Source organism: Mycobacterium sp. IS-1590, assembly GCF_001500025.1.
Classification (GTDB): domain Bacteria; phylum Actinomycetota; class Actinomycetes; order Mycobacteriales; family Mycobacteriaceae; genus Mycobacterium.
This window is the reverse complement of sequence record NZ_LQIW01000015.1, coordinates 33,022-59,231: the sequence shown is the minus strand read 5'-3', so window position 1 is coordinate 59,231 and position 26,210 is coordinate 33,022. Positions and strand designations below refer to the sequence as shown.

29 protein-coding genes and 1 pseudogene are annotated in these 26,210 nt (G+C 67.4%); 20 read left to right on the top strand and 10 right to left on the bottom strand.

Annotated elements, in window-relative coordinates; translation table 11 throughout:
* Positions 1 to 4: 4 nt before the first annotated feature.
* The 3 genes from AU197_RS12760 (at position 5) to AU197_RS12750 (ending at position 2,254) form a co-directional block, all read left to right on the top strand.
* Positions 5 to 1,333 carry a replication-associated recombination protein A gene (locus tag AU197_RS12760; protein WP_064403068.1) on the top strand — a complete coding sequence of 443 codons (1,329 nt, stop codon included), beginning with the start codon at positions 5 to 7 and terminating at the stop codon, positions 1,331 to 1,333.
* 78 nt (positions 1,334 to 1,411) lie between these two features.
* Positions 1,412 to 1,762, top strand: coding sequence for an ArsR/SmtB family transcription factor (locus tag AU197_RS12755; RefSeq protein ID WP_064403067.1), 351 nt, complete (start codon positions 1,412 to 1,414; stop codon positions 1,760 to 1,762).
* An 18-nt stretch (positions 1,763 to 1,780) separates the two neighbouring features.
* Positions 1,781 to 2,254 (top strand): SRPBCC family protein, encoded by a 474-nt coding sequence (locus tag AU197_RS12750; protein ID WP_064403066.1) that lies wholly within the window; start codon positions 1,781 to 1,783, stop codon positions 2,252 to 2,254.
* A 66-nt stretch (positions 2,255 to 2,320) separates the two neighbouring features.
* Here the strand turns inward: AU197_RS12750 and AU197_RS12745 are convergent, their stop codons facing one another.
* Positions 2,321 to 2,632: a GlsB/YeaQ/YmgE family stress response membrane protein gene (locus AU197_RS12745; RefSeq protein WP_064403065.1), complete on the bottom strand. Its 312-nt coding sequence runs from the start codon at positions 2,630 to 2,632 to the stop codon at positions 2,321 to 2,323.
* 78 nt (positions 2,633 to 2,710) lie between these two features.
* Positions 2,711 to 3,331 (bottom strand): hypothetical protein, encoded by a 621-nt coding sequence (locus AU197_RS12740; RefSeq protein ID WP_064403064.1) that lies wholly within the window; start codon positions 3,329 to 3,331, stop codon positions 2,711 to 2,713.
* A gap of 131 nt (positions 3,332 to 3,462) precedes the next feature.
* On the opposite strand from AU197_RS12740, the gene AU197_RS12735 reads away from it, so the two are divergent.
* The 8 genes from AU197_RS12735 (at position 3,463) to AU197_RS12700 (ending at position 11,595) form a co-directional block, all read left to right on the top strand.
* The gene (locus AU197_RS12735) at positions 3,463 to 3,852 is read left to right on the top strand and encodes a secondary thiamine-phosphate synthase enzyme YjbQ (RefSeq protein ID WP_156434406.1); all 390 of its coding nucleotides are present in this window, start codon (positions 3,463 to 3,465) and stop codon (positions 3,850 to 3,852) included.
* Positions 3,853 to 3,999: 147 nt separating this feature from the next.
* Complete coding sequence (gene alaS / locus AU197_RS12730; protein WP_064403062.1) at positions 4,000 to 6,696, top strand: alanine--tRNA ligase; 2,697 nt, start codon at positions 4,000 to 4,002, stop codon at positions 6,694 to 6,696.
* A gap of 4 nt (positions 6,697 to 6,700) precedes the next feature.
* A complete protein-coding gene (gene ruvX, locus AU197_RS12725) occupies positions 6,701 to 7,282 on the top strand; it encodes a Holliday junction resolvase RuvX (protein WP_064403061.1) in 582 nt (193 codons plus the stop codon).
* On the top strand, positions 7,275 to 8,516 hold the full coding sequence (locus tag AU197_RS12720) for an endolytic transglycosylase MltG (protein WP_156434402.1): 1,242 nt from the start codon (positions 7,275 to 7,277) through the stop codon (positions 8,514 to 8,516). The genes ruvX and AU197_RS12720 overlap by 8 nt, the downstream gene beginning before the upstream one ends.
* A 22-nt stretch (positions 8,517 to 8,538) precedes the next feature.
* Positions 8,539 to 9,345, top strand: a complete 807-nt coding sequence (locus AU197_RS12715) for a shikimate dehydrogenase (protein ID WP_082696651.1) — start codon at positions 8,539 to 8,541, stop codon at positions 9,343 to 9,345.
* A 58-nt stretch (positions 9,346 to 9,403) separates the two neighbouring features.
* Positions 9,404 to 10,522: an esterase-like activity of phytase family protein gene (locus tag AU197_RS12710; RefSeq protein ID WP_064403059.1), complete on the top strand. Its 1,119-nt coding sequence runs from the start codon at positions 9,404 to 9,406 to the stop codon at positions 10,520 to 10,522.
* A gap of 20 nt (positions 10,523 to 10,542) precedes the next feature.
* On the top strand, positions 10,543 to 11,064 hold the full coding sequence (locus AU197_RS12705) for a hypothetical protein (RefSeq protein WP_064403058.1): 522 nt from the start codon (positions 10,543 to 10,545) through the stop codon (positions 11,062 to 11,064).
* Positions 11,065 to 11,193: 129 nt separating this feature from the next.
* Positions 11,194 to 11,595: a prepilin peptidase gene (locus tag AU197_RS12700; RefSeq protein ID WP_064403086.1), complete on the top strand. Its 402-nt coding sequence runs from the start codon at positions 11,194 to 11,196 to the stop codon at positions 11,593 to 11,595.
* Here the strand turns inward: AU197_RS12700 and AU197_RS12695 are convergent.
* Genes AU197_RS12695 through AU197_RS12675 form a run of 5 tightly spaced genes read right to left on the bottom strand, consistent with a single transcriptional unit; the run spans position 11,592 to position 13,968 of the window.
* The gene (locus AU197_RS12695) at positions 11,592 to 11,792 is read right to left on the bottom strand and encodes a CbtB domain-containing protein (protein ID WP_064403057.1); all 201 of its coding nucleotides are present in this window, start codon (positions 11,790 to 11,792) and stop codon (positions 11,592 to 11,594) included. The two genes, AU197_RS12700 and AU197_RS12695, sit on opposite strands and share 4 nt — an antisense overlap.
* On the bottom strand, positions 11,785 to 12,075 hold the full coding sequence (locus AU197_RS12690; protein ID WP_064403056.1) for a nitrile hydratase accessory protein: 291 nt from the start codon (positions 12,073 to 12,075) through the stop codon (positions 11,785 to 11,787). The genes AU197_RS12695 and AU197_RS12690 overlap by 8 nt, the downstream gene beginning before the upstream one ends.
* Positions 12,072 to 12,692 carry a nitrile hydratase subunit alpha gene (gene nthA / locus AU197_RS12685; protein ID WP_064403055.1) on the bottom strand — a complete coding sequence of 207 codons (621 nt, stop codon included), beginning with the start codon at positions 12,690 to 12,692 and terminating at the stop codon, positions 12,072 to 12,074. Before nthA ends, AU197_RS12690 begins: the two co-directional genes overlap by 4 nt.
* The gene (nthB, locus tag AU197_RS12680; RefSeq protein WP_064403054.1) at positions 12,689 to 13,426 is read right to left on the bottom strand and encodes a nitrile hydratase subunit beta; all 738 of its coding nucleotides are present in this window, start codon (positions 13,424 to 13,426) and stop codon (positions 12,689 to 12,691) included. Before nthB ends, nthA begins: the two co-directional genes overlap by 4 nt.
* Entirely contained in the window at positions 13,426 to 13,968 is a 543-nt protein-coding gene (locus AU197_RS12675) for a DUF1097 domain-containing protein (RefSeq protein WP_064403053.1), read from the bottom strand. Before AU197_RS12675 ends, nthB begins: the two co-directional genes overlap by 1 nt.
* Before the next feature lie 132 nt (positions 13,969 to 14,100).
* Here AU197_RS12675 and AU197_RS12670 point away from each other — a divergent pair, with 132 nt between their 5' ends.
* From AU197_RS12670 to AU197_RS12630, 9 genes and pseudogenes are all read left to right on the top strand, one after another.
* On the top strand, positions 14,101 to 14,463 hold the full coding sequence (locus tag AU197_RS12670; RefSeq protein WP_231744914.1) for a nuclear transport factor 2 family protein: 363 nt from the start codon (positions 14,101 to 14,103) through the stop codon (positions 14,461 to 14,463).
* Complete coding sequence (locus AU197_RS12665) at positions 14,460 to 14,948, top strand: DUF3237 domain-containing protein (RefSeq protein ID WP_064403051.1); 489 nt, start codon at positions 14,460 to 14,462, stop codon at positions 14,946 to 14,948. The genes AU197_RS12670 and AU197_RS12665 overlap by 4 nt, the downstream gene beginning before the upstream one ends.
* Positions 14,949 to 15,026: 78 nt before the next feature.
* Entirely contained in the window at positions 15,027 to 15,323 is a 297-nt protein-coding gene (locus tag AU197_RS12660) for a nitroreductase family deazaflavin-dependent oxidoreductase (protein WP_082696649.1), read from the top strand.
* 16 nt (positions 15,324 to 15,339) lie between these two features.
* Positions 15,340 to 15,954: a TetR/AcrR family transcriptional regulator gene (locus tag AU197_RS12655; RefSeq protein ID WP_064403049.1), complete on the top strand. Its 615-nt coding sequence runs from the start codon at positions 15,340 to 15,342 to the stop codon at positions 15,952 to 15,954.
* 37 nt (positions 15,955 to 15,991) lie between these two features.
* Positions 15,992 to 17,203, top strand: a complete 1,212-nt coding sequence (gene aroC / locus AU197_RS12650; RefSeq protein WP_064403085.1) for a chorismate synthase — start codon at positions 15,992 to 15,994, stop codon at positions 17,201 to 17,203.
* Positions 17,203 to 17,709 (top strand): annotated as a pseudogene (locus AU197_RS12645) (shikimate kinase); the annotation flags it as partial. The gene aroC and the pseudogene AU197_RS12645, both read left to right, overlap by 1 nt.
* Before the next feature lie 133 nt (positions 17,710 to 17,842).
* Positions 17,843 to 18,928 (top strand): 3-dehydroquinate synthase, encoded by a 1,086-nt coding sequence (aroB, locus tag AU197_RS12640; RefSeq protein ID WP_064403047.1) that lies wholly within the window; start codon positions 17,843 to 17,845, stop codon positions 18,926 to 18,928.
* Positions 18,925 to 19,365, top strand: coding sequence for a type II 3-dehydroquinate dehydratase (gene aroQ, locus AU197_RS12635; protein WP_064403046.1), 441 nt, complete (start codon positions 18,925 to 18,927; stop codon positions 19,363 to 19,365). The genes aroB and aroQ overlap by 4 nt, the downstream gene beginning before the upstream one ends.
* Positions 19,366 to 19,483: 118 nt before the next feature.
* Entirely contained in the window at positions 19,484 to 20,410 is a 927-nt protein-coding gene (locus AU197_RS12630; RefSeq protein ID WP_156434401.1) for a DUF5995 family protein, read from the top strand.
* On the opposite strand, the gene AU197_RS12625 is transcribed toward AU197_RS12630, so the two are convergent.
* From AU197_RS12625 to AU197_RS12615, 3 genes are read right to left on the bottom strand one after another with little or no spacing between them, the layout of a single operon-like run.
* Positions 20,370 to 22,058, bottom strand: coding sequence for a hydroxysqualene dehydroxylase (locus AU197_RS12625; RefSeq protein ID WP_064403044.1), 1,689 nt, complete (start codon positions 22,056 to 22,058; stop codon positions 20,370 to 20,372). The two genes, AU197_RS12630 and AU197_RS12625, sit on opposite strands and share 41 nt — an antisense overlap.
* Entirely contained in the window at positions 22,055 to 25,243 is a 3,189-nt protein-coding gene (locus tag AU197_RS12620) for an adenylate/guanylate cyclase domain-containing protein (protein WP_064403043.1), read from the bottom strand. Before AU197_RS12620 ends, AU197_RS12625 begins: the two co-directional genes overlap by 4 nt.
* A gap of 50 nt (positions 25,244 to 25,293) precedes the next feature.
* Positions 25,294 to 26,196 carry a hypothetical protein gene (locus AU197_RS12615; RefSeq protein ID WP_064403042.1) on the bottom strand — a complete coding sequence of 301 codons (903 nt, stop codon included), beginning with the start codon at positions 26,194 to 26,196 and terminating at the stop codon, positions 25,294 to 25,296.
* Positions 26,197 to 26,210: the final 14 nt, after the last annotated feature.

The following is a 26,210-nucleotide window of genomic DNA, read 5'->3' as shown; positions in this document are numbered from 1 at the left end:
AGGCGTGTCCGACGGTCTGTTCGACGTCCCCGGTGAGGCCCCTACGCCGGCGGCCGGGCCCGTCGGTGCGTCGGCGCCGTTGGCGGTGCGGATGCGTCCGGCCACGCTCGACGAGGTGGTCGGCCAGGATCACCTGCTGCAGCCCGGCTCTCCGCTGCGCCGGATGGTCGAGGGTTCGGGTGCGGCCTCGGTCATCCTCTACGGTCCGCCCGGAACCGGTAAGACCACGCTGGCGTCGCTGATCTCACAAGCCACGGGCCGCCGATTCGAGGCCCTGTCGGCGCTGTCGGCGGGCGTCAAGGAAGTGCGCGCGGTGATCGACGTCGCCCGGCGGGCCGCCGCGTACGGCGAGCAGACCGTGCTGTTCATCGACGAGGTGCACCGCTTCTCCAAGACGCAGCAGGACGCCCTGCTCTCCGCGGTCGAGAACCGCGTCGTCGCCCTGGTCGCCGCGACCACCGAGAACCCGTCGTTCTCGGTCGTGGCCCCGCTGCTGTCCCGGTCGCTGATCCTGCAGCTGCAACCCCTCGACGGCGATGCCGTGCGCACGTTGGTCCGCCGCGCGATCGACGACGCTCGCGGACTAGCCGGCAAGGTCACCGTCACCGACGAGGCCGTCGACCTACTGGTCGCGCTGTCGGCCGGCGACGCCCGGCGGGCACTGACCGCGCTCGAGGTCGCCGCCGAAGCGGGCGAGACCGTGACGGTCGAGACCATCGAGCAGTCGCTGGACAAGGCCGCCGTCCGCTACGACCGCGACGGGGATCAGCACTACGACGTGATCAGCGCGTTCATCAAGTCGGTCCGCGGGTCCGACGTCGACGCCGCACTGCACTACCTGTCCCGGATGCTGGTGGCGGGGGAGGATCCGCGGTTCGTGGCGCGGCGGCTGATGATCCTGGCCAGCGAGGACATCGGCATGGCGGATCCGACCGCCCTGCAGACCGCGGTGGCCGCAGCGCAGACCGTGCAGTTGATCGGCATGCCCGAAGCGCAGCTCACGCTCGCCCACGCCACGGTCCATCTCGCGACGGCGCCCAAGTCGAACGCGGTGACCACCGCGCTGGGGGCGGCGATGGCCGACATCCGGGCCGGCAAGGCGGGGATGGTGCCGCCGCATCTGCGCGACGGCCACTACTCCGGCGCGGAGAAGCTGGGCAACGCGGTCGGCTACCAGTACAGCCACGACGACCCCGATGGTGTTGTCCCGCAACAGTATCCACCCGATGAGCTGGTCGGCGTCGACTACTACCAGCCGACAACTCACGGTGCCGAGCGCGAGATCGCCACGCGGCTCGACAAGCTGCGCGCGATCATCCGTCGCAAGCGCTGAACTTCACCCTTGACACACCCCGTACCGGTGTTTACCTTGGTATTCAACTGTTGAGTTGATCAAGTAAAAGGTTGATAATTGGAGCGTGATGACGATGCCGACTCAGCGCTCGACCGCGCCTTCCTGGCGCTGGCCGACCCCGTACGGCGGGCCATCGTGGCGCGACTCTCGCGGGGGCCGGCCACGGTCAACGAGCTCGCGGAGCCTTTCGAGATCACCAAACAGGCGGTGTCCAAACACATTCAGGTGCTCGAGCACGCGGGACTGGTCACCAGGACCCGCGAGGCTCAGCGCAGGCCGGTGCACCTGGACGCCGCTGCGCTCGAACGGCTGACCGCCTGGATCGACCGGTACCGGCTCGACGCCGAACGCAGTTATCGCCGGCTGGACACCCTGCTGACCGAGACTTCACCGATGACCGAAACCTGACGAGAAAGGAACCGACACATGAGCAACGCACTGGATCTCACGGCCCCCGTGGACACCCTGGCCATGGAGTTCACCCGGGAGTTCGACGCTCCCGTGGACGCGCTGTTCCGTGCCCACGCCGAACCCGAGCTGGTCAAGCAGTGGCTCGGCCCGCGCGGGCTGGAGATGACGATCGAGGAGTGGGAGTTCAAGAGCCACGGCGGATATCGCTACGTGCACTCCGACCAGGGCGGCGCGTACAGCTTCAACGGAACGTTCCACACCGTCCGGCGCAACGAGTTCATCCTGCAGACGTTCGAGTTCGACGGGGCGCCGGATCAGGTCAACATCGAGTACCTGTGGTTCGAGGATCTGGGCGGCGGCCGCAGCCGGTTGCGCGGCCGGTCGATCTGCCCGAATGTCGAGGCCCGCGACGCTCTGCTGTCCTCCGGCATGGAGGGTGGAATGACCGAGGGCTACGAAAAGCTCGACGAATTGTTGAAGACCCTGTGACAAACCCTGTGACAGCAGCGATCCCGGCCGCCGGGGGGTGCAGCCGGGATCGCCTGGGTGGTTTCGCTATCGCAACACGCCGCCGCGACGGCCGCCCGTCATACCGGTGCGCCCCCTGCGGCCCATGAGCGCGGACGCCAGGCCCACGCCGATCACGGCGACGACGACCTGGCAGAGCAATTCGATCCAGTCGACGCCGCTGGTGGCGGTCGGAAGACCCAGGGCTCGAGCGATCGCCGTGCCGATCAGCGCCGACACGATGCCGACGAGGACGGTCACGATGATGCCGATGGGCTGCCTCCCGGGCAGGATCAGTCGGGCGAGCACGCCGATCACTGCGCCAATGAGAATCGCGGTGAGAATGCCGGTGACGGTCATGGTTCCTCCAGGGTCTCGGGGTGCAGCTGACATACCCCGACACCGGCGTCAATAAACGGGATCGTCAGGCGGACCGGATCAGACCATCTCGGGAATGCGGAGGTGGGCGAGCGCCAGATCGAACTCGCCCACGTCGACGATGTCGGCGCCGAGCTCGCGGGTGCGGGTGTTGCGCAGTTCCCTGGCCTGCTCGCGGTTGCCCGCCATCGCGTCTCGGCTGTCGAAGGTCGCCGACGACACCGCGCGGCCCGAATCGGCGTTGATCAGGTAACTGGCGCTGCAGAACCCGTCCAGTGCTTCCAGGGCCGGCAGCACATCGGTCTTGTAGAACGCGACCGAACGTGCGATGTGTTCACGGGGCAGCCGCAGCCATGTGGCCCGGACGCACGCGCCTTCGGCCGCGCGGTGGTCGCGGTGCATGACGCCGATCTGCCACTGATCGACGGTCGCCTCACCGCCTAGAATTTCGGCGGCGCGATCGCGCAGAGGTGCCGCCCGCTCGGCGCTGGTCCGCAACACGTCGTCGGAGTCCCAGGCGCTGGTCGCGATGCAGTGGCCGGATTCTCGATCCACCAACAGCGACAAGCCGACGAATCCGTCCATCGCTTCCAGCGCGGGCATGACCTCGGATCTGATGAAGGCGATGCCGTCATCGATCGACGCAGGTCGTGCATGGACGGTGGTAGAGCGTGCGTACACGGCCGACCCCCTTTTGCTCGGGGCAGCGCCCCAGCGGCGCCGCCGGACCACCTCTCAGCTTCCTCCTGGTGGAAGGCCGATTCAATGGACGATCGAAGGCGACTCGTACCCTCGATGATGTGGATACCGACGTGCTCGACATCGAGACCGGTCAGCGCCGGATCATCGACCTGACCGACGACGTGCGCGCCTTCTGCAGTCGCCGCCGCGACGGCTTGTGCAGCGTATTCGTGCCGCACGCAACCGCCGGGGTGGCGATCATCGAGACGGGTGCGGGTTCCGACGACGACCTCGTCGACACCCTCGAGAACCTGCTCCCGCGCGACGATCGCTACCGGCACTCGCACGGCTCGCCCGGACACGGCGCCGACCATGTGCTGCCCGCCCTGGTGTCGCCGTCGGTGACGATTCCTGTGCAGGACGGCGAGCCGTTGCTCGGCACCTGGCAGAGCATCGTGCTCGTCGACCTCAACCGCGACAACCCGCACCGCCAGGTACGACTGAGCTTCATCGACGGTTGACGTGACGTCGGTGACACCCGACCGAGTCTGACCTGGGCACTGCCGACGCCGCCCGTTCGTTGTCTTTTCGGCGTGACAACCGCGACCGGTACTGTAGTGCGGTCGAATAGTCGCAGGTACCAGCGAAACTCCAAGGATGTATCAGACGTGCAGACACACGAGATCAGGAAGCGTTTCCTCGATCACTTCGTGAAGGCGGGCCACACCGAGGTGCCGAGCGCCTCGGTGATACTGGACGACCCGAATCTGCTTTTCGTCAACGCCGGCATGGTGCAGTTCGTGCCCTATTTCCTGGGGCAGCAGACTCCGCCGTGGAAGCGGGCCACCAGCATCCAGAAGTGCATCCGCACACCCGACATCGACGAGGTCGGCATCACCACCCGCCACAACACCTTCTTCCAGATGGCGGGCAACTTCTCGTTCGGCGACTACTTCAAGAAGGGCGCCATCGAGTTCGCGTGGACGCTGCTGACCAACCCGGTCGAACAAGGGGGCTACGGGCTGGACCCGCAGCGGCTGTGGGCCACGGTCTACCTGGACGACGACGAGGCGATGGCCCTGTGGCAGGAGGTCGCCGGGCTCCCGGCCGAGCGCATCCAGCGTCGCGGGATGGCCGACAACTACTGGTCGATGGGCATTCCGGGACCGTGCGGGCCGTCGTCGGAGATCTACTACGACCGGGGCCCCGCATACGGCGTCGAGGGCGGCCCGGTCGCCAACGAAGACCGCTACATCGAGATCTGGAATCTCGTCTTCATGCAGAACGAGCGCGGCGAGGGCACCTCCAAGGAGGACTTCGAGATTCTCGGGCCCCTGCCGCGCAAGAACATCGACACCGGGATGGGCGTCGAGCGGGTGGCCTGCCTGCTGCAGGGTGTGGACAACGTCTACGAGACCGACCTGCTGCGTCCGGCCATCGACCTGGTGGCCGCGCATGCCCCGCGCGGCTACGGGCAGGGCAGCCACACCGACGACGTGCGATACCGCATCATCGCCGACCACAGCCGCACGGCGGCGATCATCATCGGCGACGGTGTGAGCCCCGGCAACGAGGGCCGCGGCTACGTGTTGCGCCGCCTGCTGCGCCGGATCATCCGCGCCGCGAAGCTGCTCGGCGTCGAACAGCCGATCATGGCCGACCTGATGACCACCGTGCGCGACGCGATGGGCCCGTCCTACCCCGAACTGGCCGCCGACTTCGACCGTATCCAGCGCATCGCGGTGGCCGAGGAGACCGCGTTCAACCGGACGCTGGCCGCAGGCTCGCGGTTGTTCGACGAGGCGGCAGGCGCGACGAAGGCCAAGGGCGCCACGGTGCTGTCCGGTTCCGACGCGTTCACGCTGCACGACACCTACGGCTTCCCGATCGAGCTCACGTTGGAGATGGCGGCCGAACACGGGCTGTCCGTCGACGAGGAAGGCTTCCGCGGCCTGATGGCCGAACAGCGCCGACGCGCGAAGGCCGACGCCGCGGCCCGCAAGCAGGCGCACTCGGACCTGTCGGCCTACCGAGACCTGGTCGACGCGGGTCCGACGGAATTCACCGGATTCGACGAGTTGTCTTCTGAAGCAAGGATTCTCGGGATCTTCGTCGATGGTGAGCGCGTACCCGTCGTCAGCCACGACGGGGGCGGCCCGCCGCCAGACCGCGTCGAGTTGATCCTCGACCGCACCCCCTTCTACGCCGAGTCCGGCGGCCAGATCGCCGACGAGGGCACGATCAGCGGCTCGGGCGCCTCCACCGCGGCCAAAGCGGCGGTCACCGACGTGCAGAAGATCGCGAAGACGTTGTGGTCGCATCGCGTCCACGTGGAGTCCGGCGAGTTCGTCGAGGGCGACACGGTCGTCGCCGCCGTCGACCCCAAATGGCGCCACGGTGCCACGCAGGGACACTCCGGGACCCACATGGTGCACGCCGCGCTCCGGCAGGTGCTGGGGCCCAATGCCGTTCAGGCGGGCTCGTTGAACAGGCCCGGATATCTGCGTTTCGACTTCAACTGGCAGGGCCCGCTTTCCGAGGAACAGCGTAGCCAGATTGAAGAGGTGACCAACGAGGCGGTCGAAGCCGACCACGAGGTGCACACGTTCACCACCGAGTTGGACAAGGCCAAGGCGATGGGCGCGATAGCGCTGTTCGGTGAGCAGTACCCCGAAAACGTTCGCGTGGTCGAGATCGGTGGACCGTTCTCGCTGGAACTGTGCGGCGGCACCCACGTACACAACTCCGCGCAGATCGGTCCGGTCACCATCCTGGGTGAGTCGTCGGTCGGCTCCGGTGTGCGTCGGGTGGAGGCCTACGTCGGCCTCGAGTCGTTCCGCCACCTGGCCAAGGAACGTGCGTTGATGGCGGGACTGGCCTCGACGTTGAAGGTGCCGTCCGACGAGGTGCCTGCGCGGGTGGCCAACCTGGTCGAGCGGCTGCGGGCGGCCGAAAAAGAGCTGGACCGGCTGCGCCTGGCCAATGCCCGCGCCGCGGCAGCCAATGCCGCCGCGGGCGCAGAACATGTCGGTAAGGTCCGTCTCGTGGCGCAGCGCATGGCCAGTGGCATGTCGGCTGGTGATCTGCGCACGCTCGTCGGCGACGTCCGCGGCAAGCTCGGCAGCGATCCCGCCGTGGTCGCGTTGATCGCCGAGGGCGAGAACGACAGCGTCCCCTTCGTGGTCGCGGTCAATCCGGCCGCACAAGAGCTCGGCTTCCGGGCCAACGATCTGGTGAAGACGTTGGGTGCGGCGGTCAACGGCCGCGGCGGCGGAAAGGTCGATCTGGCACAGGGTTCCGGCAAGGGGGCGGCAGGCATCGACGCGGCACTGGCCGCGCTCCGCGCAGAGATCGACCGAGGCTAGCGGCGTGGATTCCACACCGACGGACGACGATCCGCACACGCGTGCGGCCTCAGACGACCGCCGTCCGGATCGGCCCGGGGATTCACTGAACCCGCCGGATCCCGGGCGCGGCCGCCGGATCGGCATCGACGTCGGCAGCGTGCGGATCGGAGTTGCCGCCAGCGATCCCGACGGCATCCTGGCCACTCCGGTCGAGACCGTCCGTCGCGACCGCTCCGACCGGCACATCCGGCGGCTCACCGGGTTGGTCAAGGACCTGGACGTGGTGGAGGTCGTGGTGGGGTTGCCCCGCACGCTCGCCGATCGATCAGGGTCGTCGGCCCAGGACGCCGTCGCGTTGGCCGACGCGTTGGCCGCACGGATCGCGCCGACACCGGTGCGACTGGCCGACGAACGACTCACTACGGTGGTGGCTCAACGCTCGCTGCGGGATGCCGGTGTTCGCGCCAGAGGGCAGCGCTCGGTGATCGACCAGGCGGCGGCGGTGGGCATTCTGCAGAACTGGTTGGACCAGCGGCGTGAAGCGGCGCGCACGCGAGGAGCGGATGAGCACGTTGCCGCGCATGGAGAGGTCGGGGATGACTAACCATTGGAGCGGCGAGCGGGCCGAACCGGTTGCGGTCGGCCCGCCGCGGCGCCGGATGACCCGCGCGGAGCGGATCCGGGCGGCGCGCAACCGGCGCAAGCGTCGCTTGGCGAGCGCCTTGGCCGTCGGCCTGCTGATCGTGGTGGTCGTCGGCGCGGTGTTCCTGGGTTCCAAGTTATGGCACTCCCTGTTCGGCGGTAACGACTTCACCGGTGATGGCGTCGCGGATGTCGTCATCCAGGTGCATGACGGCGACTCGACCACTGCGATCGGCAAGACGCTGCAGGAGCACAACATCGTCGCGACCGCCAGCGTGTTCGTCGACGCAGCCGAAGGAAACGACGCGATATCGGCGATCCAGCCGGGGTTCTACAAGTTGCGGACCGAGATTCCGGCCGCCAACGCCGTTGCGCGGCTCTCGGATCCGAAGAACCGGGTCGGGAAGTTGACCATTCCCGAAGGACGCCAACTCGACGATGTGCGTGACGTCAAGACCAACGCGGTCACCGAGGGCATCCTGACCCTGATCTCCCGAGCGACGTGTGTCGACCTCGACGGTGAGCGGCGCTGTGTGCCCGCGGACGCGCTGAAGAACGTTGCCGCGACGGCGGCGCCGGCATCGCTCGGAGTGGCCGACTGGGCTGTCGGTCCCGTCCAGGCGATGGGTGACGACCATCGCCGGCTCGAGGGGTTGATCGCCGCGGGGACGTGGAACATCGATCCGTCGGCTCAGCCGCAGGAGATCCTGTCGAATCTGATCTCCACCAGCGCAGCGCAATACGCCAATGGTGGACTGCTCGAGACGGCCGCGGCCATGGACATGTCGCCCTACGAGATCCTGATCGTCGGCTCACTGGTGCAGCGGGAGTCGACGCCGGAGGACTTCTCGAAGGTGGCGCGCGTCATCTACAACCGGCTGGCCGAGAACCGCACGCTCGAGTTCGACTCGACGGTGAACTATCCGCTCGACCGCATCGAGGTGGCCACCACAGACGCCGACCGCGCGCAGCACAATGACTGGAACACCTATGTGCGGCCAGGCCTTCCGGCGACCCCGATCTGTTCACCGAGCACTGCGGCGTTGACCGCTGCGGAGAACCCTGCGCCGGGGGACTGGCTGTACTTCGTCACGATCGACATGCAGGGAACCACGTTGTTCACCAGGGACTACCCGCAGCACCTCGCGAACATCGAGCTCGCCCGGCGCAACGGTGTGCTCGATTCCGCGCGGTGAGCGCGAATCGGGCAGTGGCGCGGTGAGCGCGGGCCGTAAGGCGGCGGTGCTCGGGTCGCCGATCGCGCATTCGCGTTCCCCGCAGCTGCATCTCGCGGCGTACCGGGCGCTGGGGCTGACCGACTGGACCTATGAGCGCATCGAATGCACGGCGCAACAGCTGCCGGGCCTGGTCGGTGGGCTCGGACCGGAGTGGGTCGGCTTGTCGGTCACCATGCCCGGCAAGTTCGCCGCGCTGCAGGTCGCCGACCAGCGCACGGCGCGCGCCGAGCTGGTCGGCTCGGCGAACACGCTGGTGCGCACCGATACCGGTTGGCGAGCCGACAACACCGACGTCGACGGGGTGAGCGGCGCCCTCGGGGAGGCCCCCGCCCGACACGGTGTGGTCATCGGGTCGGGCGGCACCGCACCGGCGGCCATCGTCGCGCTGGCCGAACGCGGCGTCGCCCGAATCACCGTGATCGCGCGTAACCCGGACAAGGCCGCTCCGCTGGTGGACCTGGCGACGCGGGTCGGTGCCGACGCCCGATGGGCCGATATCGACGGACCCGGCCTGGCCGCGACGGCGGCCGACGCGGACCTGATGATCAACACGATTCCCGCCGACGTCGCCGCGGCGTATGCCCCCACGCTGGCCGTCGTCCCGCTGCTGCTCGATGCGATCTACGATCCCTGGCCGACCCCGCTGGCCGCCGCGGTGCAGGACGCGGGCGGGCGGGTGATCAGCGGCCTGCAGATGCTGTTGCACCAGGCCTATACCCAGGTCGAACTCTTCACCGGGATGCCGGCGCCGAAAGAGGCGATGAGTGCCGCGCTGCGGGATCGGTGATGTCGAGCGCGTCTGCCGGCACGTGAACCTGATCGCCCGCTCTGGCGTTGGTAGAGGTATGAAATCAGCCGGCAAGGCCGCTCTCTCGGTGACCACGGCGGCGGTCCTTTCCACGGCGCTGCCCGTTGCGCACGCCTCGACGCCGCAGTACCTGGGTCAATGGCAGGCGCCCCGCGGCGCGGTGTACGACAGCACCGTGATCGGGGGGCTCTCCGGGATCAGTTACGACGCGGAGCGCGATGTCTACTACACGATCAGCGACGACAAGTCCGACCACGGCAAGGTCCGGTTCTACAGCCTCCGACTGAACGTCTCCGACGGTGGTATCGACGGCGGTCACTTCGTCAGCAAGCACGACCTGCTCGATGAATCGGGACAACCCTTCCGTCCCAACGACATGTCCGTCCAGCCACCGGTGCTGGCCCCGGACGCTGAGGCGATCGCCTTCGACAGTGCGCGCGAGCAGTTGTATTGGACCTCCGAAGGATTCGTCGCCGACGGCGACGGCGGCCCCGCGGGGCTGCTGCAGCCCTGGATCAGGGTCGCCGGCCTCGACGGCACGTATCGAGGGGAATTCGTCATGCCGCCCGGGTTCGACCTGTCGGCCGACGAGATCAGCGGGCCCCGTCGCAACGGCGCGCTCGAGGGGCTATCTCTCACACCCGACGGCCGCTACCTGTTCGCGGCCATGGAGCACTCGCTGTACCAGGACGGCCCCACCGCAGACGAACAGACATCCGGGCAGATCCGCATCACCAAGTTCGATGTCGAGTCGAGGATGGCCGTCGCGCAGTATGTCTATCGGGTGGAACGCGCGGCCCCGCGAACCGGACAAAACGGTGTGCCCGACATCCTGGCCCTCTCGGAGAGCTCACTGCTGGTCATCGAACGTGCAGCCAATCTTCCCCATGCCGTCGGGGTCGCGCTCTACCGCGCCGATGTCGGCGACGCCACGGATGTGCTGGGGATGCAGTCGTTGAACGAAGCGTCGGTCACACCGATGGCCAAGTCGCTGGCCGTTGACCTCAACGCCCTCGACGAGCTCAAGCCGCTCGACAACGTCGAAGGAATCACCGAGGGCCCTGTGCTGCCCGACGGCCGCCGATCGGTGGTACTGGTCAGCGACGACAATTTCCAGCCGTTCGAAGTGACCCAGTTCTTGGCGTTCGCGCTGTAACGGCGACCGGGAGGGACACGGTGAGCGTTCCGTACCAGTACGACAACCGCATTCAAGAGTCGGCGCGCCAGTGGCAGACACTTCAGCTTGCCGTGTTGGGCTTCGTCGGCCTGTGCGGTGTGCTCACCGGTGATGATTCGGGTCGGAGCCGCCCGGGCTGGCTGCAGGAGATCGGGGCGGTCAGTGCGTTCGCCGGTTTCGTGCTGGCGGTTGCGGGGATCTTTCTCGTCGCCACCATCGCGCACCCTGTCATCGGGCAGCCTCGTCTTGGTCCGGCCACCGTTTCTCGACTGCGCGTGGGGATCACGTTCACGTTCGCCGCGGCCGCGCTGACCGCGGTGGCGGCGTTGACCTGGTGGTGGCCGCAGTCGCGCAGCGAGGTGCCCCCCGCACCCAAGATAGAGGTGACGACCTCGCAAGGCTCGGTGTGCGGAACTCCGGTGCCCGGCCGCACCGGAGCGGTTCGGCTCGACGCCGACGGTGAGCAGGTCGTGATCCCGCTGCGGCGGTTGCTCGCCATCACCGCCGTCGAGACGTGTTGAGGCGCAACGGGCCACGACACCCAGGTCGAGCGGTTCACCGCAACACCCGCGCTCAAATAAGTGATGAGGGCGGCTCTGCAACCCCGTTAGCCTTCAATCGTGGGGGCGGGGGTCTGCGGTGTCGTGGCGATGGTGTGGCTCGTGGCGCTGAGCGTGTTCGACGTCATGCAGCGGCGCTTGCCCAACTGGCTCACCCTGCCGGGTGCGCTGGTGGTCGTGGTGGTCGCGTTCGTGGCGGGGCGCGGTGTTGCGGCCTTGATCGGCGCCTTGGCGCTGTTCCTCGTATACCTGACGGTGCACCTGTTCGCGCCGGCGGCGATGGGTGCGGGCGACGTCAAGCTCGCGATCGGTCTGGGGGCGCTGACCGGTTCATTCGGTGTCGACGTGTGGGCCCTCGCCGCGCTCACAGCCCCGCTGGTGACGGCGACATGGGCCCTCGTCGCCGTGGTGTGCCGTTCGAAAGGAACTGTCCCACACGGTTTGTCGATGTGTCTGACTACGGCGACGGTGACCGCGCTCGTGGTGTCCTAGTGGCAGGGGAACCCGAGAAGGTGGCGCGCGTCGTGGACGAACTCGTGGATGTGGGTGTCCGAGCCGAAGATCGAGGTCGCGCCCTGGTCGAGCCCGACGAGGTACAGCACCATCAATGCCAGGAACGCGGTACCGGTCAACCACGCGGTGGCGGTCAGTGCGCCGTCCTCGACGCGCGTGGCGGTCGCCTCAGTCATGGCTGTCTCCTGTCATCCGGGCCGGTGCGGTCAGCAAATGGTGGTCGTGAATCACCTTCTCCAGGGCGCTGACCCAGTGGTCGTAGTACTGCCAGTCGCCGCGCTCGGGTTCGGGCGTGTCTTCCCACCGCCCGATGGTTTCGATCAGACTCTGCTGGAAGTCGACCCAATCGAAGTGGCGGAATTCCGACAGAGCCAGTGCCAGACCGAACGCGCGGCGCTGCCAGTCGTGGTCGAACTGCGGCGCGGCCTGGTCGGTGGTGCAGGTCTCGTGCAGGCTCATGACACCGGTCCCGCCAGCGCCACGCCCATCATCGATTCGGTCGTGACCAGTTCCATCAGTTCCTCGTCTGTGAATTCCTCCGTGCCGGAGGGGCGTTCGGGGATGACGAACCACCGTGAGTGACCGCTGCTGTCCCACACCTTGATCTCGGTGTCCTCGGACAGGTCGACGCCGATCTCGGCGAGCACCTTGCGCGGTTCGCGCGCTGCGCGCGCACGGAACACCGGGTCCTTGTACCAGTACGGCGGCAGACCGAGCACAGGCCACGGGAAGCACGAACACAGCGTGCAGATGACGAGGTTGTGCACACCAGGTGAGTTGGCGACTGCCTGTAGATGCTCACCCTCGGCGCCGGCCATGCCCTCGGGCAGGTCGAGTTCGGCGATGGCCGCAGGTGTGTCGACCACGACGCGAGCCGCGAAATCGGGGTCGGTCCATGCCTTCACGACAATCTTGCGTCCGTTCAGCGGTGTCATCTCCGATTCGAAGTACGACAACACCTTGTCCACGGTCTGGTTGGTGATCACACCCTTCTCGATCAGAAGCGATTCCAGCGCAGCGACTTTGGCGGCGCTGGACAGCTCGCGGTCCTCGCGGTAGTGGAATTGGTCGCTCATTGCGCTCCTTGCAAATAGGCCTCGAACAGCTCGGCGTAGATGGTCAGGGGACCGTCCTCTGCGCGCTCTCCGAACAGATCCTGCGGATCGAACGCGACGATGTAGATCGGCATCGGGTCACCGATGCCGTCACCGGTGTGGGTGAAGTACGCGTAGTCGCCCTCGAAGATCCGCTCCACGGTGCCCACGTGTCCACGCAGATAGCCGGGCAGGCGGGTATGGGCGGCGGCAGGCACGTTGGTGATGCGCACGGAGTCACCGACGGCGAACTTCGGATGCGCGACATCGCGACGGGGACTGTCGCCGCGGCGCAGATAGTCGACGACCTGGTCGTCGATCGCCGGCTCCGGACCGCCGACGGCAGGAGCGTTCTCGGTGGCCAGTTCGTCCTTGCGGGCCGATATTTCGTCTGCTGTCACGTAGCCCTTGTCGATGAAGAACTGTGTGATGCCGCCCAGCCATTTTTCGTAGTAGCGGAACTTGAAGTAGTCGAACGGGTTCATCGCTTCGGCGCCGGTGCGCAGGTCGGCCCACGTCCACTCGTCCTTGAACGCGGTCGGCACCTCGTCGATCGGATACCGCGGAAGGGCCGAACCAAGGTGGTTCGACAACCCCATCATCGCGACGTGGATACCGAATATCCGCTTCTCCCACTCTTCGACGAAGACGCGCTTCTCGAGTGTGAGCGGTTCCGGCAGCCCCTCCAGGCCGCCGAGGTAGTGCTGCAGTTTCATTACGCGGGGCTGCCTTCCGTCGTCGGTGCAATTTCCGGGCTTGCGTGGTCGGGTTCGGGCTCGCGGGTCAACACCTTCGCGACGTACTCGGACAACAGGCCGAACGAGGCGCCGAGCACACACGCCATCGCCGCGACCAGGCCCGGGTGCGATATCGACGTCACGGTGATCGTGTTGCCCGTCCCGGCCACCGTGGACACCGTGCTCGCAAACCCGACGACCACCGCGGGCGTCGTCGACAGCAGCGGCACCCAGGACGCCTGCACCATCACCGCGCTGCCGATCCCGACGGCGACGGCGACCGCCAACAGGCTGCCGCCCAACAGATGGCCCGCGTACAGGCTCGCCGACGCGATCAGGACGCCGGCCAGATTGCTCGTCAGCGACCGCACCCATCCGCCGATTCCGCCACCGACGAAGAAGAACGAGGCCCACGTCAGGAACACCACCCAGATCGGGACCGTGATCACTTCTGCGGTGAGGGCCACCGCGAGTCCACCGAGCACACCGATGCTCACCGTCAAAGCCGATCTTGAATCCATGGATGAACTGTGCAGCCAATGTGTTTCCGCGGTGTGACGGCCATGTTGGATTCGTGACAACGCGAGATCGGTGAAGAGCTATTGCATACCGAGGGTAGGTTAGTACATACTGCGAGTATGCAAAGTAGTCTGATGGCTCTATCCGAGCGTTACTTCGCCGCTTGGGCCGACCGCGACCCCGACGCGATCGCCGCTCTGCACACCGAGAACACCTGCTTCTGGACACATCTGGGCGCCGAGCCCGTCGTTGGCCGCGCCGCCGCGCGCGAGGCGTTCGCCGCCGTCTTCGCGCAGTTCCCGGACTTCGCCTTCGAAACCAAACGGGTCCTCTACGGCGAGGCGCACTGGGTGCTGGACTGGACGCTGGTCTCCGGTGGTGTGCGGTTCGACTGCCTGGACCTGGTCACCGTCTCGCCCGACGGGCTGGTTTCGCGCAAGGATTCGTTCATCGACTCCGCCCAACTGACGGCGACCATGACGGGGGATAGAGCGTGACCGCGGCAGCGGCCGCCCAGCTGCCCCTCGTCGAGTCCCTGCCGGTGGAGCACCTGTTCGATATGCACGTCAACCTGCAACCGGCACAACCGATTCCGACTCCCACCGGAATGCGGATGACATTCATCACGACCGGCGGGCACATCGACGGGCCACGGCTGTGCGGTGAGGTGTTGCCCGGCGGCGGCGACTGGCTGCTCGTCGGCGACGACGGCTGCGGTCGGGTCGATGTCCGCGCGACGCTGCGCACCCACGACGGTGTGCTGATCCACTTCGAGAGCGCAGGGATCATCAAGGTGCCGGCCGACGGGCTCGACCGGTTGGCCCACGGCGAGGTGCTCGGCTTCGACGAGACCTACGTCCGCACGACACCGAGGTTCGCCACCTCCGACGAGCGATACGCGTGGCTCAGCGAGGTGGTCGCGGTGGGCTACAACATCCTGTCGCCCGGTCACGTCGACTACCGCGTCTACCGAGTGCGGTGAACGACGAACGGCTTGCCCGGCAGTCGAACCGGGTGGTCAACCGCTGGCCGCGTGCGCAGCGGGCGATGGGCCGCCTGCATGCCCGGATCTACCGGGCCCGTGCTCTATCTGCGCCACGGTCACGCCGTGGTCGTGCTGGCCGCCAACGCCGGGGCGTCCCACACTCCCGCATGGTGGCTGAACCTGCGTCACGCCGGGACCGGCGTCGTCCAGATCGGCCGGGTTCGCACGTCGGTGCGGCCCCGGGAGTTGACCGGCGCCGAGCGCGAGCGCGCGTGGCATGCGTTTGTCGGCATGTATCCGCAAGCCGAGTACTACGCGCGCTTCACCGAGCGGCGACTGCCGCTGATCGCGCTCGAACCGGCCGGGTCGTAGCGGTTATCGTTCGGCCGTGACGACGAAGAGCGCGAGGCGCACCCAGGCGGAACGCACCGAGGCGACCGTCTCCGCGCTCGTCGACGCGGCGCGCGCGTTGTTCGCCGAGAACGGATACGAGGCGACGTCGCTGGACGCGGTCGCGGCCCGGGCGCGGGTGACCAAGGGCGCCGTCTACCACCACTTCGACGGCAAGCGCCGACTGTTCGAGGCGGTGTTCACCCGCGAGGTCGAGCGGATGACCGTACCGCTGGCCGAGGCCTATCAGCGTGCCTACGCGCGCAAGAAGGACCCCTGGGACGCGTTCGGAGCCGCCTGCCGGGTATTCCTCGACGAGTGCCTCGACCCCGGGGTACAGCGGATCGTGCTGCTCGACGCGTTCACCGCGCTGGGGTGGGAGCAGATGCGACGCCTGGAGACCCCGCTGCTCGACATGATGGAGACCGCGGTCGCCCGCGCGGTGGACGCGGGTGTGATCGCCAAACGCCCACCCGGGCCGCTGGCCCACTTCCTGTTCGGAGCCCTCTGTGAGACGGCGATGATCGTCGCGCGGGCCACCGATCAGAAGTCTGCGCACCGGCAGGCCGTCACCGAGCTAGGCCACGTTCTGACGGGCCTGGTCATCGGCTGATTCGGGGTGAGACGGCCGACGTGGGAAGATGGGACGCGTGTTGCGATGGACCACTGCTGGTGAATCACACGGCCGCGCCCTGGTGGCCGTGGTCGAAGGCATGGTCGCGGGCGTGCACGTCACCTCGGACGATATCGCCGCTCAGCTGGCGCGCCGACGTCTCGGGTACGGCCGCGGCGCGCGCATGAAGTTCGAACAGGACCAGGTCACGATGCTCGCGGGGGTCCGCCACGGCGTCACGCTCGGCGGCCCGATCGCGGTCGAGATCGGCAACACCGAGTGGCCGAAGTGGGAAACCGTGATGGCACCGGATCCGGTCGACCCTGCGGAGCTGGCCGAAAGCGCGCGCAACGCGCCGCTGACCCGGCCCCGACCCGGGCACGCCGACTACGCGGGCATGCTCAAATACGGTTTCGACGACGCCCGCCCGGTGCTGGAGCGTGCCAGCGCGCGCGAGACCGCGGCGCGCGTCGCCGCAGGCACCATCGCCCGTGCGTTCCTCTCCGAGGCCCTCGGCGTCGAGGTGCTGTCCCACGTCATCTCGATCGGTGCGTCGGACCCCTACGACGGCCCGCCGCCGCAAGCGGGCGACCTCGCTGCGATCGATGCCAGCCCCGTGCGCGCCTACGACAAGGACGCCGAGAAGTCGATGATCGACGAAATCGAGGCGGCCAAGAAGGACGGCGACACACTGGGCGGCGTCGTCGAGGTCGTCGCGAACGGCCTTCCGGTCGGGCTGGGCTCCTTCACCAGCGGTGACAACAGGCTGGACAGCCAACTCGCCGCCGCGGTGATGGGCATCCAGGCGATCAAGGGTGTCGAGATCGGCGACGGCTTCACGACCGCGCGCCGTCGCGGCAGCGTCGCCCACGACGAGATGCACCCGGGACCCGACGGCATCATGCGCTCGACCAACCGCGCAGGTGGACTGGAAGGCGGGATGACCAACGGCCAACCGCTGCGTGTGCGGGCGGCGATGAAGCCGATCTCCACGGTGCCGCGGGCCCTGGCCACCGTCGACATGGCCACCGGTGAGGAGGCCGTCGCGATCCACCAGCGCTCCGACGTGTGCGCGGTGCCCGCCGCCGGCGTGGTGGTCGAGACCATGGTGGCGCTGGTGCTGGCGCGCGCGGCGCTGCAGAAGTTCGGCGGCGACTCGTTGACCGAGACGCGCGCCAACATCGACAACTACCTGCGGGCAGTGGCCGAGCGCGAGCCCTCGCCGCAACGGGTCCAGGCTTCGGGCTGATGGCGCCCCGAGCAGTGCTGGTGGGGTTGCCCGGCTCGGGTAAGTCCACCATCGGGCGGCGGCTGGCCAAGGCGCTCGACCTTTCGCTGCTCGACACCGACGCCGCGATCGAGGAGAGCACCGGCCGCACGATCGCCGACATCTTCGCCACCGACGGCGAGCAGGAGTTCCGGCGGATCGAGGAAGAGGTCATCCGCTCGGCACTGCAGACCCACGACGGCGTGCTGTCGCTGGGCGGCGGCGCGGTGACCACACCCGGCGTGCGCGAGGCACTGGCCGGTCACACCGTCATCTATCTGGAGATCAGCGCCGCCGAAGGGGTTCGCCGTACCGGCGGAAGCACCGTGCGTCCGCTGCTCCAGGGCGGTGATCGCAGCGAGAAGTTCAAAGCGCTGATGTCCGAACGGATTCCGCTGTACCGCGAGGTGGCGACGCTGCGGGTCAACACCAACAGGCGCAACCCGGGCGCCGTGGTGCGCTACATCGTGGCCCGCCTCGAGAACCCCGAGACCCCCCACTCCTCGCGACGCAAGCGCCGCTCGCCGTGGCGCCGGGGACCGTCGCAGCTGACCGCCGAACCCAGTACCGAGGCCCCGCCGTCCCCGGCGGCGGTCGCCGCCCGCAATCCGAAGGCCAACCGTGACTGAGCCCGTGACCATAGACGTCCTCGTCGATCCGCCATACCCGGTGATCGTCGGCACCGGACTGCTCGGCGATCTCGAGCGCGTGCTCGAGGGTAGGCACAAGGTCGCGATCCTGCACCAGCCGACGCTGGCGCAGACCGCCGAGGTGATTCGAAGCACCCTGGCAGACAAGGGGATCGACGCACACCGCATCGAGATCCCGGACGCCGAGAAGGGCAAGGACCTGCCGGTCGTCGGCTTCATCTGGGAAGTGTTGGGGCGCATCGGGGTCGGCCGCAAGGACGCGGTCGTCAGCCTGGGCGGGGGAGCGGCCACCGACGTCGCCGGGTTCGCCGCTGCCACCTGGCTGCGCGGAATCGACATCGTGCACGTGCCGACCACGCTGCTGGGCATGGTCGACGCCGCGGTCGGCGGCAAGACCGGCATCAACACCGACGCGGGCAAGAATCTGGTCGGCGCGTTCCACCAGCCCGCGGCCGTGCTCGTCGACCTCGCGACCCTTCAGACGTTGCCGCGCAACGAGCTCGTGGCGGGTATGGCCGAGATCGTCAAGGCCGGCTTCATCGCCGATCCGACCATTCTCGACCTGATCGAGGCCGATCCCGAGGCGGCGCTCGACCCGACGGGAACCGTGCTGCCCGAACTGATCCGCCGCGCGATCGCGGTAAAGGCCGAGGTGGTCGCCGCCGACGAGAAGGAGTCGCAGCTGCGCGAGATCCTCAACTACGGCCACACCCTGGCCCACGCGATCGAACGCCGTGAGCGCTACCAGTGGCGGCACGGCGCTGCCGTCTCGGTGGGACTGGTGTTCGCCGCCGAGCTCGGACGGCTCGCAGGCCGCCTGGACGACGAGACCGCCGACCGGCACCGCTCCGTGCTGACCGCGCTGGGGCTGCCCGTCAGCTATGACCCCGAGGCCTTCGGCGAGCTGCTGGAGAACATGGCGGGTGACAAGAAGACGCGCGCGGGTGTGCTGCGGTTCGTGGTGCTCGACGGTCTCGGCAAGCCCGGACGCCTGGAGGGGCCAGACCCGTCACTGCTGGCGGCGGCGTACGCAGAAATAGGGGCGGTGACGTCATGACCCAGACCGTGCTCGTGCTCAACGGTCCCAACCTCGGTCGGCTGGGCCGGCGCGAACCCGATGTGTACGGCAGCACCACCCACGACGAGCTGGTGGCGCTCATCGACCGCGAGGCCGAGGCTCTCGGCCTGAAGGCCGTTGTGCGCCAGAGCGATAACGAGGCCGACCTGCTGGGCTGGATCCATGCGGCCGCCGACGCCGGGGATCCGGTGATCATCAATGCCGGCGCGCTGACCCACACGTCGATCGCCCTGCGCGACGCCTGCAGCGAACTACGCGCGCCGCTGATCGAGGTGCACATCTCGAACGTGCACGCGCGCGAGGAGTTTCGGCACCATTCCTACCTCAGCGCGGTGGCCACCGGTGTGATCGTCGGCCTCGGGGTGCAGGGTTACATCTTGGCGCTGCGGTATCTCGCGTCCCTGGAAGACAGGTAGTCGATTACTCACATCATCAAGACCGAATGGTGCCATCGTGGTGTCGTGCCCCCCGTTTCCACGGGCGGCTAGCCCAAGCGAAGGCGGTGCATCGGCGATGTCTCTACACGATGAACCGGTGCCGGACCCATCGGCGATGCCCAGCCGGGCAGCCCCTTCCCAGGGAGTCCCGTGGGAGCCCCTCCAACCGGCCACGAACATCGATGACGTGGTGCGCAATCTCGATCAGATCATCGATTGGTCGGTCCGGCAGAAGAGTACCGTTGGCTACTTCGCGGTGTTGTACAAGCGGTCGACCGTCGCCATCCGCGCCGCCCTCGACGAGGGTCTGTTCTACGACCGCCCGCTGATGGAGCAGTTCGACGCGGTGTTCGCGAAGCGCTACTTCGACGCGCTGAACGCCTACTTCTGCCCGGACGACTACGACGGGTTGACCCTTCCCTGGGAGGTGACTTTCGTCCGTCAGGAGTCCGGACAGTCGACGATGCTGCAGCACATGGTGGCCGGACTGAACGCCCACATCAACTTCGATTTGGGCCTGGCCACCGCGGAGATGGTGCCGGACTCGATGGAAGCGTTCGAGCACGATTTCCAGCTCATCAACGCGCTGGTGTCCACGCAGATTCGTGGCATGCTCCGGGTCACCGAGGGCCTTTCACCCGCGGTGCGATGGATCCGCCGAGTCATACCGAACGAGGTCGGGTTCGTCAGCAGAATCCTGATCAAGTTTCGGAGATCGGGCTGGTTGTTCGCGATCTACCTGTCGATGAATCGCGACAAGGCGCGTGAGAAGGAAGTGAACCAGATGGCCTGGGCCGCTGCGCTCAGCGCCTGGTATCTCGATCCGCCGAGGTATTTCCAACTCATTCCCCGCATCATCGCGGCCATCGCCACGCGCGAGAACCGAGACATCGCCGCCCATTTGGAGGCGCTGGACAAAGCGACGATCGAACCTGACCCGCTGGACGAGCGCTTCCTGGACCGTCGATACCGGACGCGATCCCTCATCCGAAAAGGCGCGCCAGCCCGGCAAGTCCGCGGCTGAGCGGTCCGGCCGACCCAAGACCATCTGTGTTGACCTTCAGGGGTGGTCGGCCCAGCTTCCACAACACCCGGTCCGCCACGCGCGCTGCTCCGAATATTCGCGGTTCCTGCAACGGCCAGACGGGGCACCGGGGCGCCGCCGAACCGGTGGCGTCGAGAATCCCGTTGACAGCGCGCCGCGCGGCCTCGTTCGCGCCTTCCATGGTTGCCAGATCCGTGTAGGTGCGCACGAAGTCGGAGGCGAGAAAAAAGTTCGGAATCCGGGTGGCGGCCTCGGGGCGGTTGGCCCACGAGCCGGCCGTGTTGATCAACAGCGGTTCCAGGTTGGTCGCTTGTGTCGGGTTCGGGAAGACGATGGCCGGATCGAGGAACCAGGTGAGCACATTTTGTTCGTCGAGTGAACCGTCATCGATGTGTGCGACCATCTGGGCCCACACCTCAGCACGTATCTCCTCCGGCGTGCACTCGGTTGCCACCTTCCCGTAGAGCCTTCCGGGCCGCTGCCATTCGGAGATGTCGACCGACAGGATGCCCTCCACACGGCCGTCTCCGCGCCGCGCGAGGTCGACGTCGGGCCAGAACTGCTTCTGGGAGATCGCGGTCAACGACCATTCGGAGTCGATGAAGATGGCGTGTCCCGGCTCCAGCGGCACGTCACGATCCAAGTAGAACATGATGCCGTTCATCCAGCGGGTGACCAGTTGCGGGAGCCTGCCGAGAATGGGGTCTGCGGCGCGCAGCTCTGGGGACACCAGCTTTTCGAGCTGTTCTTTGGGGATGGCGCAGACGTAATAGTCGGCGACGACGGGCTCCACACCGGCCGAGGATTCGACGGTCACCCCGGTGACCCGGACCCCGTCGCACTTGATTGCGGTGGCCTTGGCGTCGGTGCGCAGATTGACGCCGAGATTGCGCAGATGCGCCGCCCAGGGGTCGATCCAGACCTCACTCGTCGGGCCGTCGAGCATGCGGGACATGCGGCCGTCAGCACGCACGATGTCGAACAGCAGCTGGCACAGGATCAAACCCCCTGTGCGCGCGGATAACTCGCGCGCGCGTGCCGCGACGAGCGTGCGCGTCATCCCATCGGCGAGGAATTTCTGGAAGGCCGGGGACCGGTGCTCGGCGCCGACGAACTTCCACCAGCTCGTTTTCTCCCACTGGTCGTACCGGCGTTCATCACATGAAGTCATCAGTGTCAGCAGGCGTTCGATGAACACACCGAGTTCCGGCGGACTGATTCCGAGGCTGCTGCCGGCTTTGCGGATGAATGCCGCTGTGGCCGCGAAATCCTCGAAAGACGACGGCTGCTCGGCGATGCCGACAAGCTCCGGATACCCGTCCGCCTGGGCCAGGAGTATCCGCGTCGTCGGCACGAGATGGTCGACGACGGTCTTCGATCCATAGGGTATGCGTGCCATCGTGTCGGGAACGTGCTTGTAGAAGCCGGGGAAGAACCGAAATCCGTGCTCACCGGGCAGGTCGAGCCGGCCGCCGGTACCCGATCCCCACACCGGTATCGAGCGTGCTTTCCCGCCGAACGAGTCGGGTCGGCCCTCGTAGACGGTGACCTCGAAGCCGCGCTCGGCGAGCTCGTGGGCTGCGGTGAGGCCGGCGACGCCACCCCCCAGCACCGCAACGGACTTCATGCGAGTAGCTGTTCAGCGCGCGCTATTTCAGGCCACCGCGCGTCGCCGGGAAACCGGCACACGGCGTCAACCAATTCCGGCCGGACTGCGTCGCCGTCGATGTCGAAGGTATCCAGCAGACAGCGCAGTTCGAACAGAAGCGCGCTCTGACTGCGGGCGAGATCAAGTGCGGCGGCCAGGGTGTCGCGCCGGTCTTGCACGTCGGTCAGGGTGTGCGCGCGCACCCTGATCAACTCGGCGTCGTTGAAGTGCATTCCGGTGTCCTTTGCGTGACGAAGCGACATATCCAACCGCTCCCGTGCCTGGTCGTTCCTTCCGGCAGCGCACAGCAGTCGGCCGATGACTCCATCCTGGTAGGTGAGGTATACGTTGAGCTGCATCATTCGCGATCCGTCGACGAACCGCGCGATTTTCTGCGCCCGCAGAGTCAGCATCTCGGGGTCGGCGCCGGCTCCGAGCGCGGCCAACCCTTTTACGGTGTTGTGCTGCGCCGCGGCGACCAGGCGCCACAAATCGAGCCCGGATTCCTCTGTGAAGCGGCGCATTTCGATGGCGAGGACGGCGGCCTCCCCGAGTTGGCCGGCTTCCATCGCCACCCACACCTGTGTGAAATACGTGTGTGCACGATTGAATGCGTTCAGCGGGAATCCCAGGGTCTCACAATGGCGTACCGATGCGGCCAGCCTGGCCTCGGCCCGATCGAGTTCGCCGCCGAGCACGTCCGTCATCGCCAGATACGTGAGAGCTCCGGAGATCGGGTCCGTGTTGCCCCACCACGCGGTGTCCGGGTCGCGTGGCTGGACGGCGGTGAGACGGTCGAGTGCCTCCGACAGCTGCCCGCGCGCGGTCACGAAATCGCCCTCCAGCCAGGTGACAGAACCCAACGACGACTGGATCGCAGCGTGACTCCAGGGTCGATCCCGGGTGATCCGGCCGCCCATCGAGTCCAGCAGTGCGTGTGCCCGCCGCAGATCGGCGCGAGGGACGTAGTAGCTCAGCAGGGCGGTCAGAGTCGCGTAAAGTTCGTCGTCGTAGCCGCCGGAGGCGGTCATCTGCAGACACTGCTCGAAATCCGCGGGGCCCTCGCCGCTCATGCTTCCGTGTGCAGCCCCGATCAGAAACCCCCGTTCGAGGCGGATCGCGATCTCGGTCGTGTCGCGCCGGGGCCCCGGATCGCAGCGAGCAAGCCGGTCGAGGGCGTTGGTCAGGTATCCGTACGCCTCCAGCGCTGCACCGCGACGTCGGGCGTCGACGCATGCTTTCCGGTAGGCGGTGACCGCGTCCGCGAACCGCTCCGCTGCGTCGTAATGGCGTGCCACCACACGCCAATCGGGTTCGGCTCCGCCAGCGGCGTGCACCAGGGCGTCCGCGACGCGCGCATGCAACTCCCGCTGCAGGCTGGGTGGGGCAAGCTCGAGGGCAAGCTCGCGCAACAATTCGTGGCGGAACTGCCAACGTTCGTCGCGGGTCGGCTCGAAAACTCGAGCCTGCACCAGTTGATGTACGACTGAATCGATTTCGGAGTCGCTGGTATTCACCGAACGTAGTAGTGCGAGATCACCACTGCGCCCGATGACGGCCGCCGCCTCCACCACGGGCACGACGTCCCGACGAGGGTGCAGGCGGGCCAACAGCGGTTCATAGAGCGCCTCGGGCACCTGCTCGTCGGACCCCGACCCGTTCAGCCCCGCCACGACATGCTCGATGTAGAACGGGATCCCGTCGCAGCGACGACGCACCGCGGTCCGCTGCGCGTCACTCACGGTTGGATTCAGGGTGTCGATAAGCCTGTCGGACTCCTCCTCGGATAACGCCCGGAGCTCGAAATAGGTTACTGGCCAGTCCATTTCCAGCCACGGCCCGTCGCGCCCCGTCAGCACGACCATCAGCCGCCCGTCCGCTGATTTCAGTATCGAGTTGAGCAGTTCCATCGTCGACGGGTCGAACCAGTGCACGTCCTCGGCGATGACGACACCGGCGCGCCCGTCCAGACACGACGACACGTAGCGTTGCGCCGCGGCGCCGATCGACTCGTACAGTGAGCGGCCTTCCGCTGCGGCCGGGTGGTAGCCGTATTCGGGTCCCACGCCCAGGATCGGCGCCAGAAGCGGCATCGTCGATGCTGGATCCAGTGCGCGAACTTCCAGCTCCGCCTCGAGCAGGCGTAGCCGCTCCGCGCCGTCGGTGAATCGCGTGATCCCGCAACGACGTTCCAACAACCTCCGCACGGGGTACAGGCCGGTGTCGGCATGAAGAGGCGAACCCGAGAGCTCGACCACGGCTCCTCCCGTGTCCTCGACCAGTTCGGCAGCCGCATGCGCCAGCCTCGTCTTACCAATGCCCGGCTCACCGTGGAACGCCACGCCCGGCCGGGCCGACCGCCCCTGTCGAGTCTCCTGCCACGCCTGCTGCAGCCACGCACATTCCTGCTCACGGCCCACCAGCGGCACCGCTCGCGGTGCGAGCGCCTGTGACCGTTCCGCGAGCACGCGGTGATAGGAGACCGGTTCCTCCACACCTTTCACGCGGGCCGGTGCACAGGCGGCGAGTTCGAATGCGTTATGCACGAGCGCGGCAACCGCATCCGATATCGCCACCGAACCCGGCTCGGCCAACGACTGAATCCGTTGCACCAAGTTGGCGGCGAACCCGTACACGTCGTCCTCGGCCTGGTCGAGGTAGATCACCCCCCGATGGACGCCGACGCGCACGTTCAGCGCCTGACCGAACCTGCGCTGTGCCCGCTCGCCGAGCCGGCTGACCGCCCGCGCGATGTCCAGTCCCGCGGTGACCGCACGCCGTGCGTCGTCTTCATGCGCCTCGGGGTGACCGAACATCACCAGCAGGCCGTCGCCCTTGGTCGAGCTGATGTGCCCCTCGTAGTGGTTGACCAACCGGACCACTTCGTCGCGGTAGCGACCGACCAAGGCGCGGTAGGTCTCCGGTTCGACGCGGGTGGACAATACCGTCGAGTCGACCAGGTCCACGAACATCAAGGTGAGTCGACGGATTTCGCCGTGGTTCGTCGACGCGGCGAGAAGATCCTCGGCGTCAGGGTTACCGTGATCGACAGACAGCACCTGTCCGGCCAGAGCGGAGGCCGTGTCGCGGTCACCGCGGTTGATGGCGCGCACGGCCCGGTCCAGCAGCTCGTCGATCGACAGACCGCTCTCGCCTGGGCCCACCGGTTCCTCCTGCCCCAGAACGGGTCAAGAGTAACGCGCCGAGAACCCGCTTACAGGGATAAACGGCGAGCCTGGCGGTTCGCCCGACCTCGGCCGATACGCCGTCCATCGGTACTGGCCACCGAGTAGCAGATCGCCGTCGAGATCACCGTCGGCAACACGAGGGTGAGCACCAGCACGCAGATGACGATCACCGGGTTCGGCGCCGTGAGCCAGTCCTCGGGGATGCGGGCCAGACTGACCGCGAGCCAGGATCCGACGATCGCGAGCACCACGGTGCCGATGGTGGCGAACTGGATCGACCGAAGCTCCAGCAGCGTCGGTTCGGTGCTGTCGGCCAACGACCTTCGCAGCGTCCGGGTGCGCAGGTACACCAGCACGAAGTCGGCGATGACGAATGCCGCGGCCGCGACGACGATGCTGCCTTCCACCCACACCGCGGGTCGGTGCCCCCACATGAAGCGCAGGTAGTCGATCGAGGTCTCGGACACGATCAGCGTCGCCGTCATCGCCGCCGCGAAAGTCAGCCAACCGCCGAGTTCGGCGAGGAAACAGTACGCGCGCACGTCGGCGGGGTCCTGGTCGCTGACCTTGTTGACGGCGTGGCTGGCCAGCATCCAGCCGAGCCCGCCGAACAACGCGGCCGCCCCCGCGGCCAGCATCCCGGTCGACACCGCACCCTGAGTCCAGGCGATCGCACACGTGGCCTGGCGTGCCCCGTCGGGCACCTGGGTTCCGGTGATCAAGCTGAACAGGAAGCTGTCGAGCATCAACACCAGGACGGCCGAGGAGAACAGCGCCAGGGTGTGCACGCCCTCGCGACTGTTCTTGTCGAACAGCAGGGCGATCGCGGTGATCAGGAAACCGCCGAGCACCCCGGCCAGTTGTGAGTTCGACGCCGCGGACGTCAGCACGCTCCATTGGTCGGACGTGCAGAACTCGTCCGGGTTCACGGAGCGGTGGGCCT

Bases quoted from the DNA above. Each gene is read 5' to 3' on its own strand.
- AU197_RS12690 (WP_064403056.1), bottom strand. From the start codon at position 12,075: ATGAGCCTGCACGAGACCTGCACCACCGACCAGGCCGCGCCGCAGTTC.
- AU197_RS12700 (WP_064403086.1), top strand. From the start codon at position 11,194: ATGGTGTGGCTCGTGGCGCTGAGCGTGTTCGACGTCATGCAGCGGCGC.
- AU197_RS12675 (WP_064403053.1), bottom strand. From the start codon at position 13,968: ATGGATTCAAGATCGGCTTTGACGGTGAGCATCGGTGTGCTCGGTGGA.
- nthB (WP_064403054.1), bottom strand. From the start codon at position 13,426: ATGAAACTGCAGCACTACCTCGGCGGCCTGGAGGGGCTGCCGGAACCG.
- aroQ (WP_064403046.1), top strand. From the start codon at position 18,925: ATGACCCAGACCGTGCTCGTGCTCAACGGTCCCAACCTCGGTCGGCTG.
- AU197_RS12625 (WP_064403044.1), bottom strand. From the start codon at position 22,058: ATGAAGTCCGTTGCGGTGCTGGGGGGTGGCGTCGCCGGCCTCACCGCA.
- nthA (WP_064403055.1), bottom strand. From the start codon at position 12,692: ATGAGCGACCAATTCCACTACCGCGAGGACCGCGAGCTGTCCAGCGCC.
- AU197_RS12745 (WP_064403065.1), bottom strand. From the start codon at position 2,632: ATGACCGTCACCGGCATTCTCACCGCGATTCTCATTGGCGCAGTGATC.
- AU197_RS12720 (WP_156434402.1), top strand. From the start codon at position 7,275: ATGACTAACCATTGGAGCGGCGAGCGGGCCGAACCGGTTGCGGTCGGC.
- AU197_RS12670 (WP_231744914.1), top strand. From the start codon at position 14,101: ATGGCTCTATCCGAGCGTTACTTCGCCGCTTGGGCCGACCGCGACCCC.
- AU197_RS12660 (WP_082696649.1), top strand. From the start codon at position 15,027: ATGCCCGGATCTACCGGGCCCGTGCTCTATCTGCGCCACGGTCACGCC.
- AU197_RS12710 (WP_064403059.1), top strand. From the start codon at position 9,404: ATGAAATCAGCCGGCAAGGCCGCTCTCTCGGTGACCACGGCGGCGGTC.
- AU197_RS12750 (WP_064403066.1), top strand. From the start codon at position 1,781: ATGAGCAACGCACTGGATCTCACGGCCCCCGTGGACACCCTGGCCATG.
- AU197_RS12695 (WP_064403057.1), bottom strand. From the start codon at position 11,792: ATGACTGAGGCGACCGCCACGCGCGTCGAGGACGGCGCACTGACCGCC.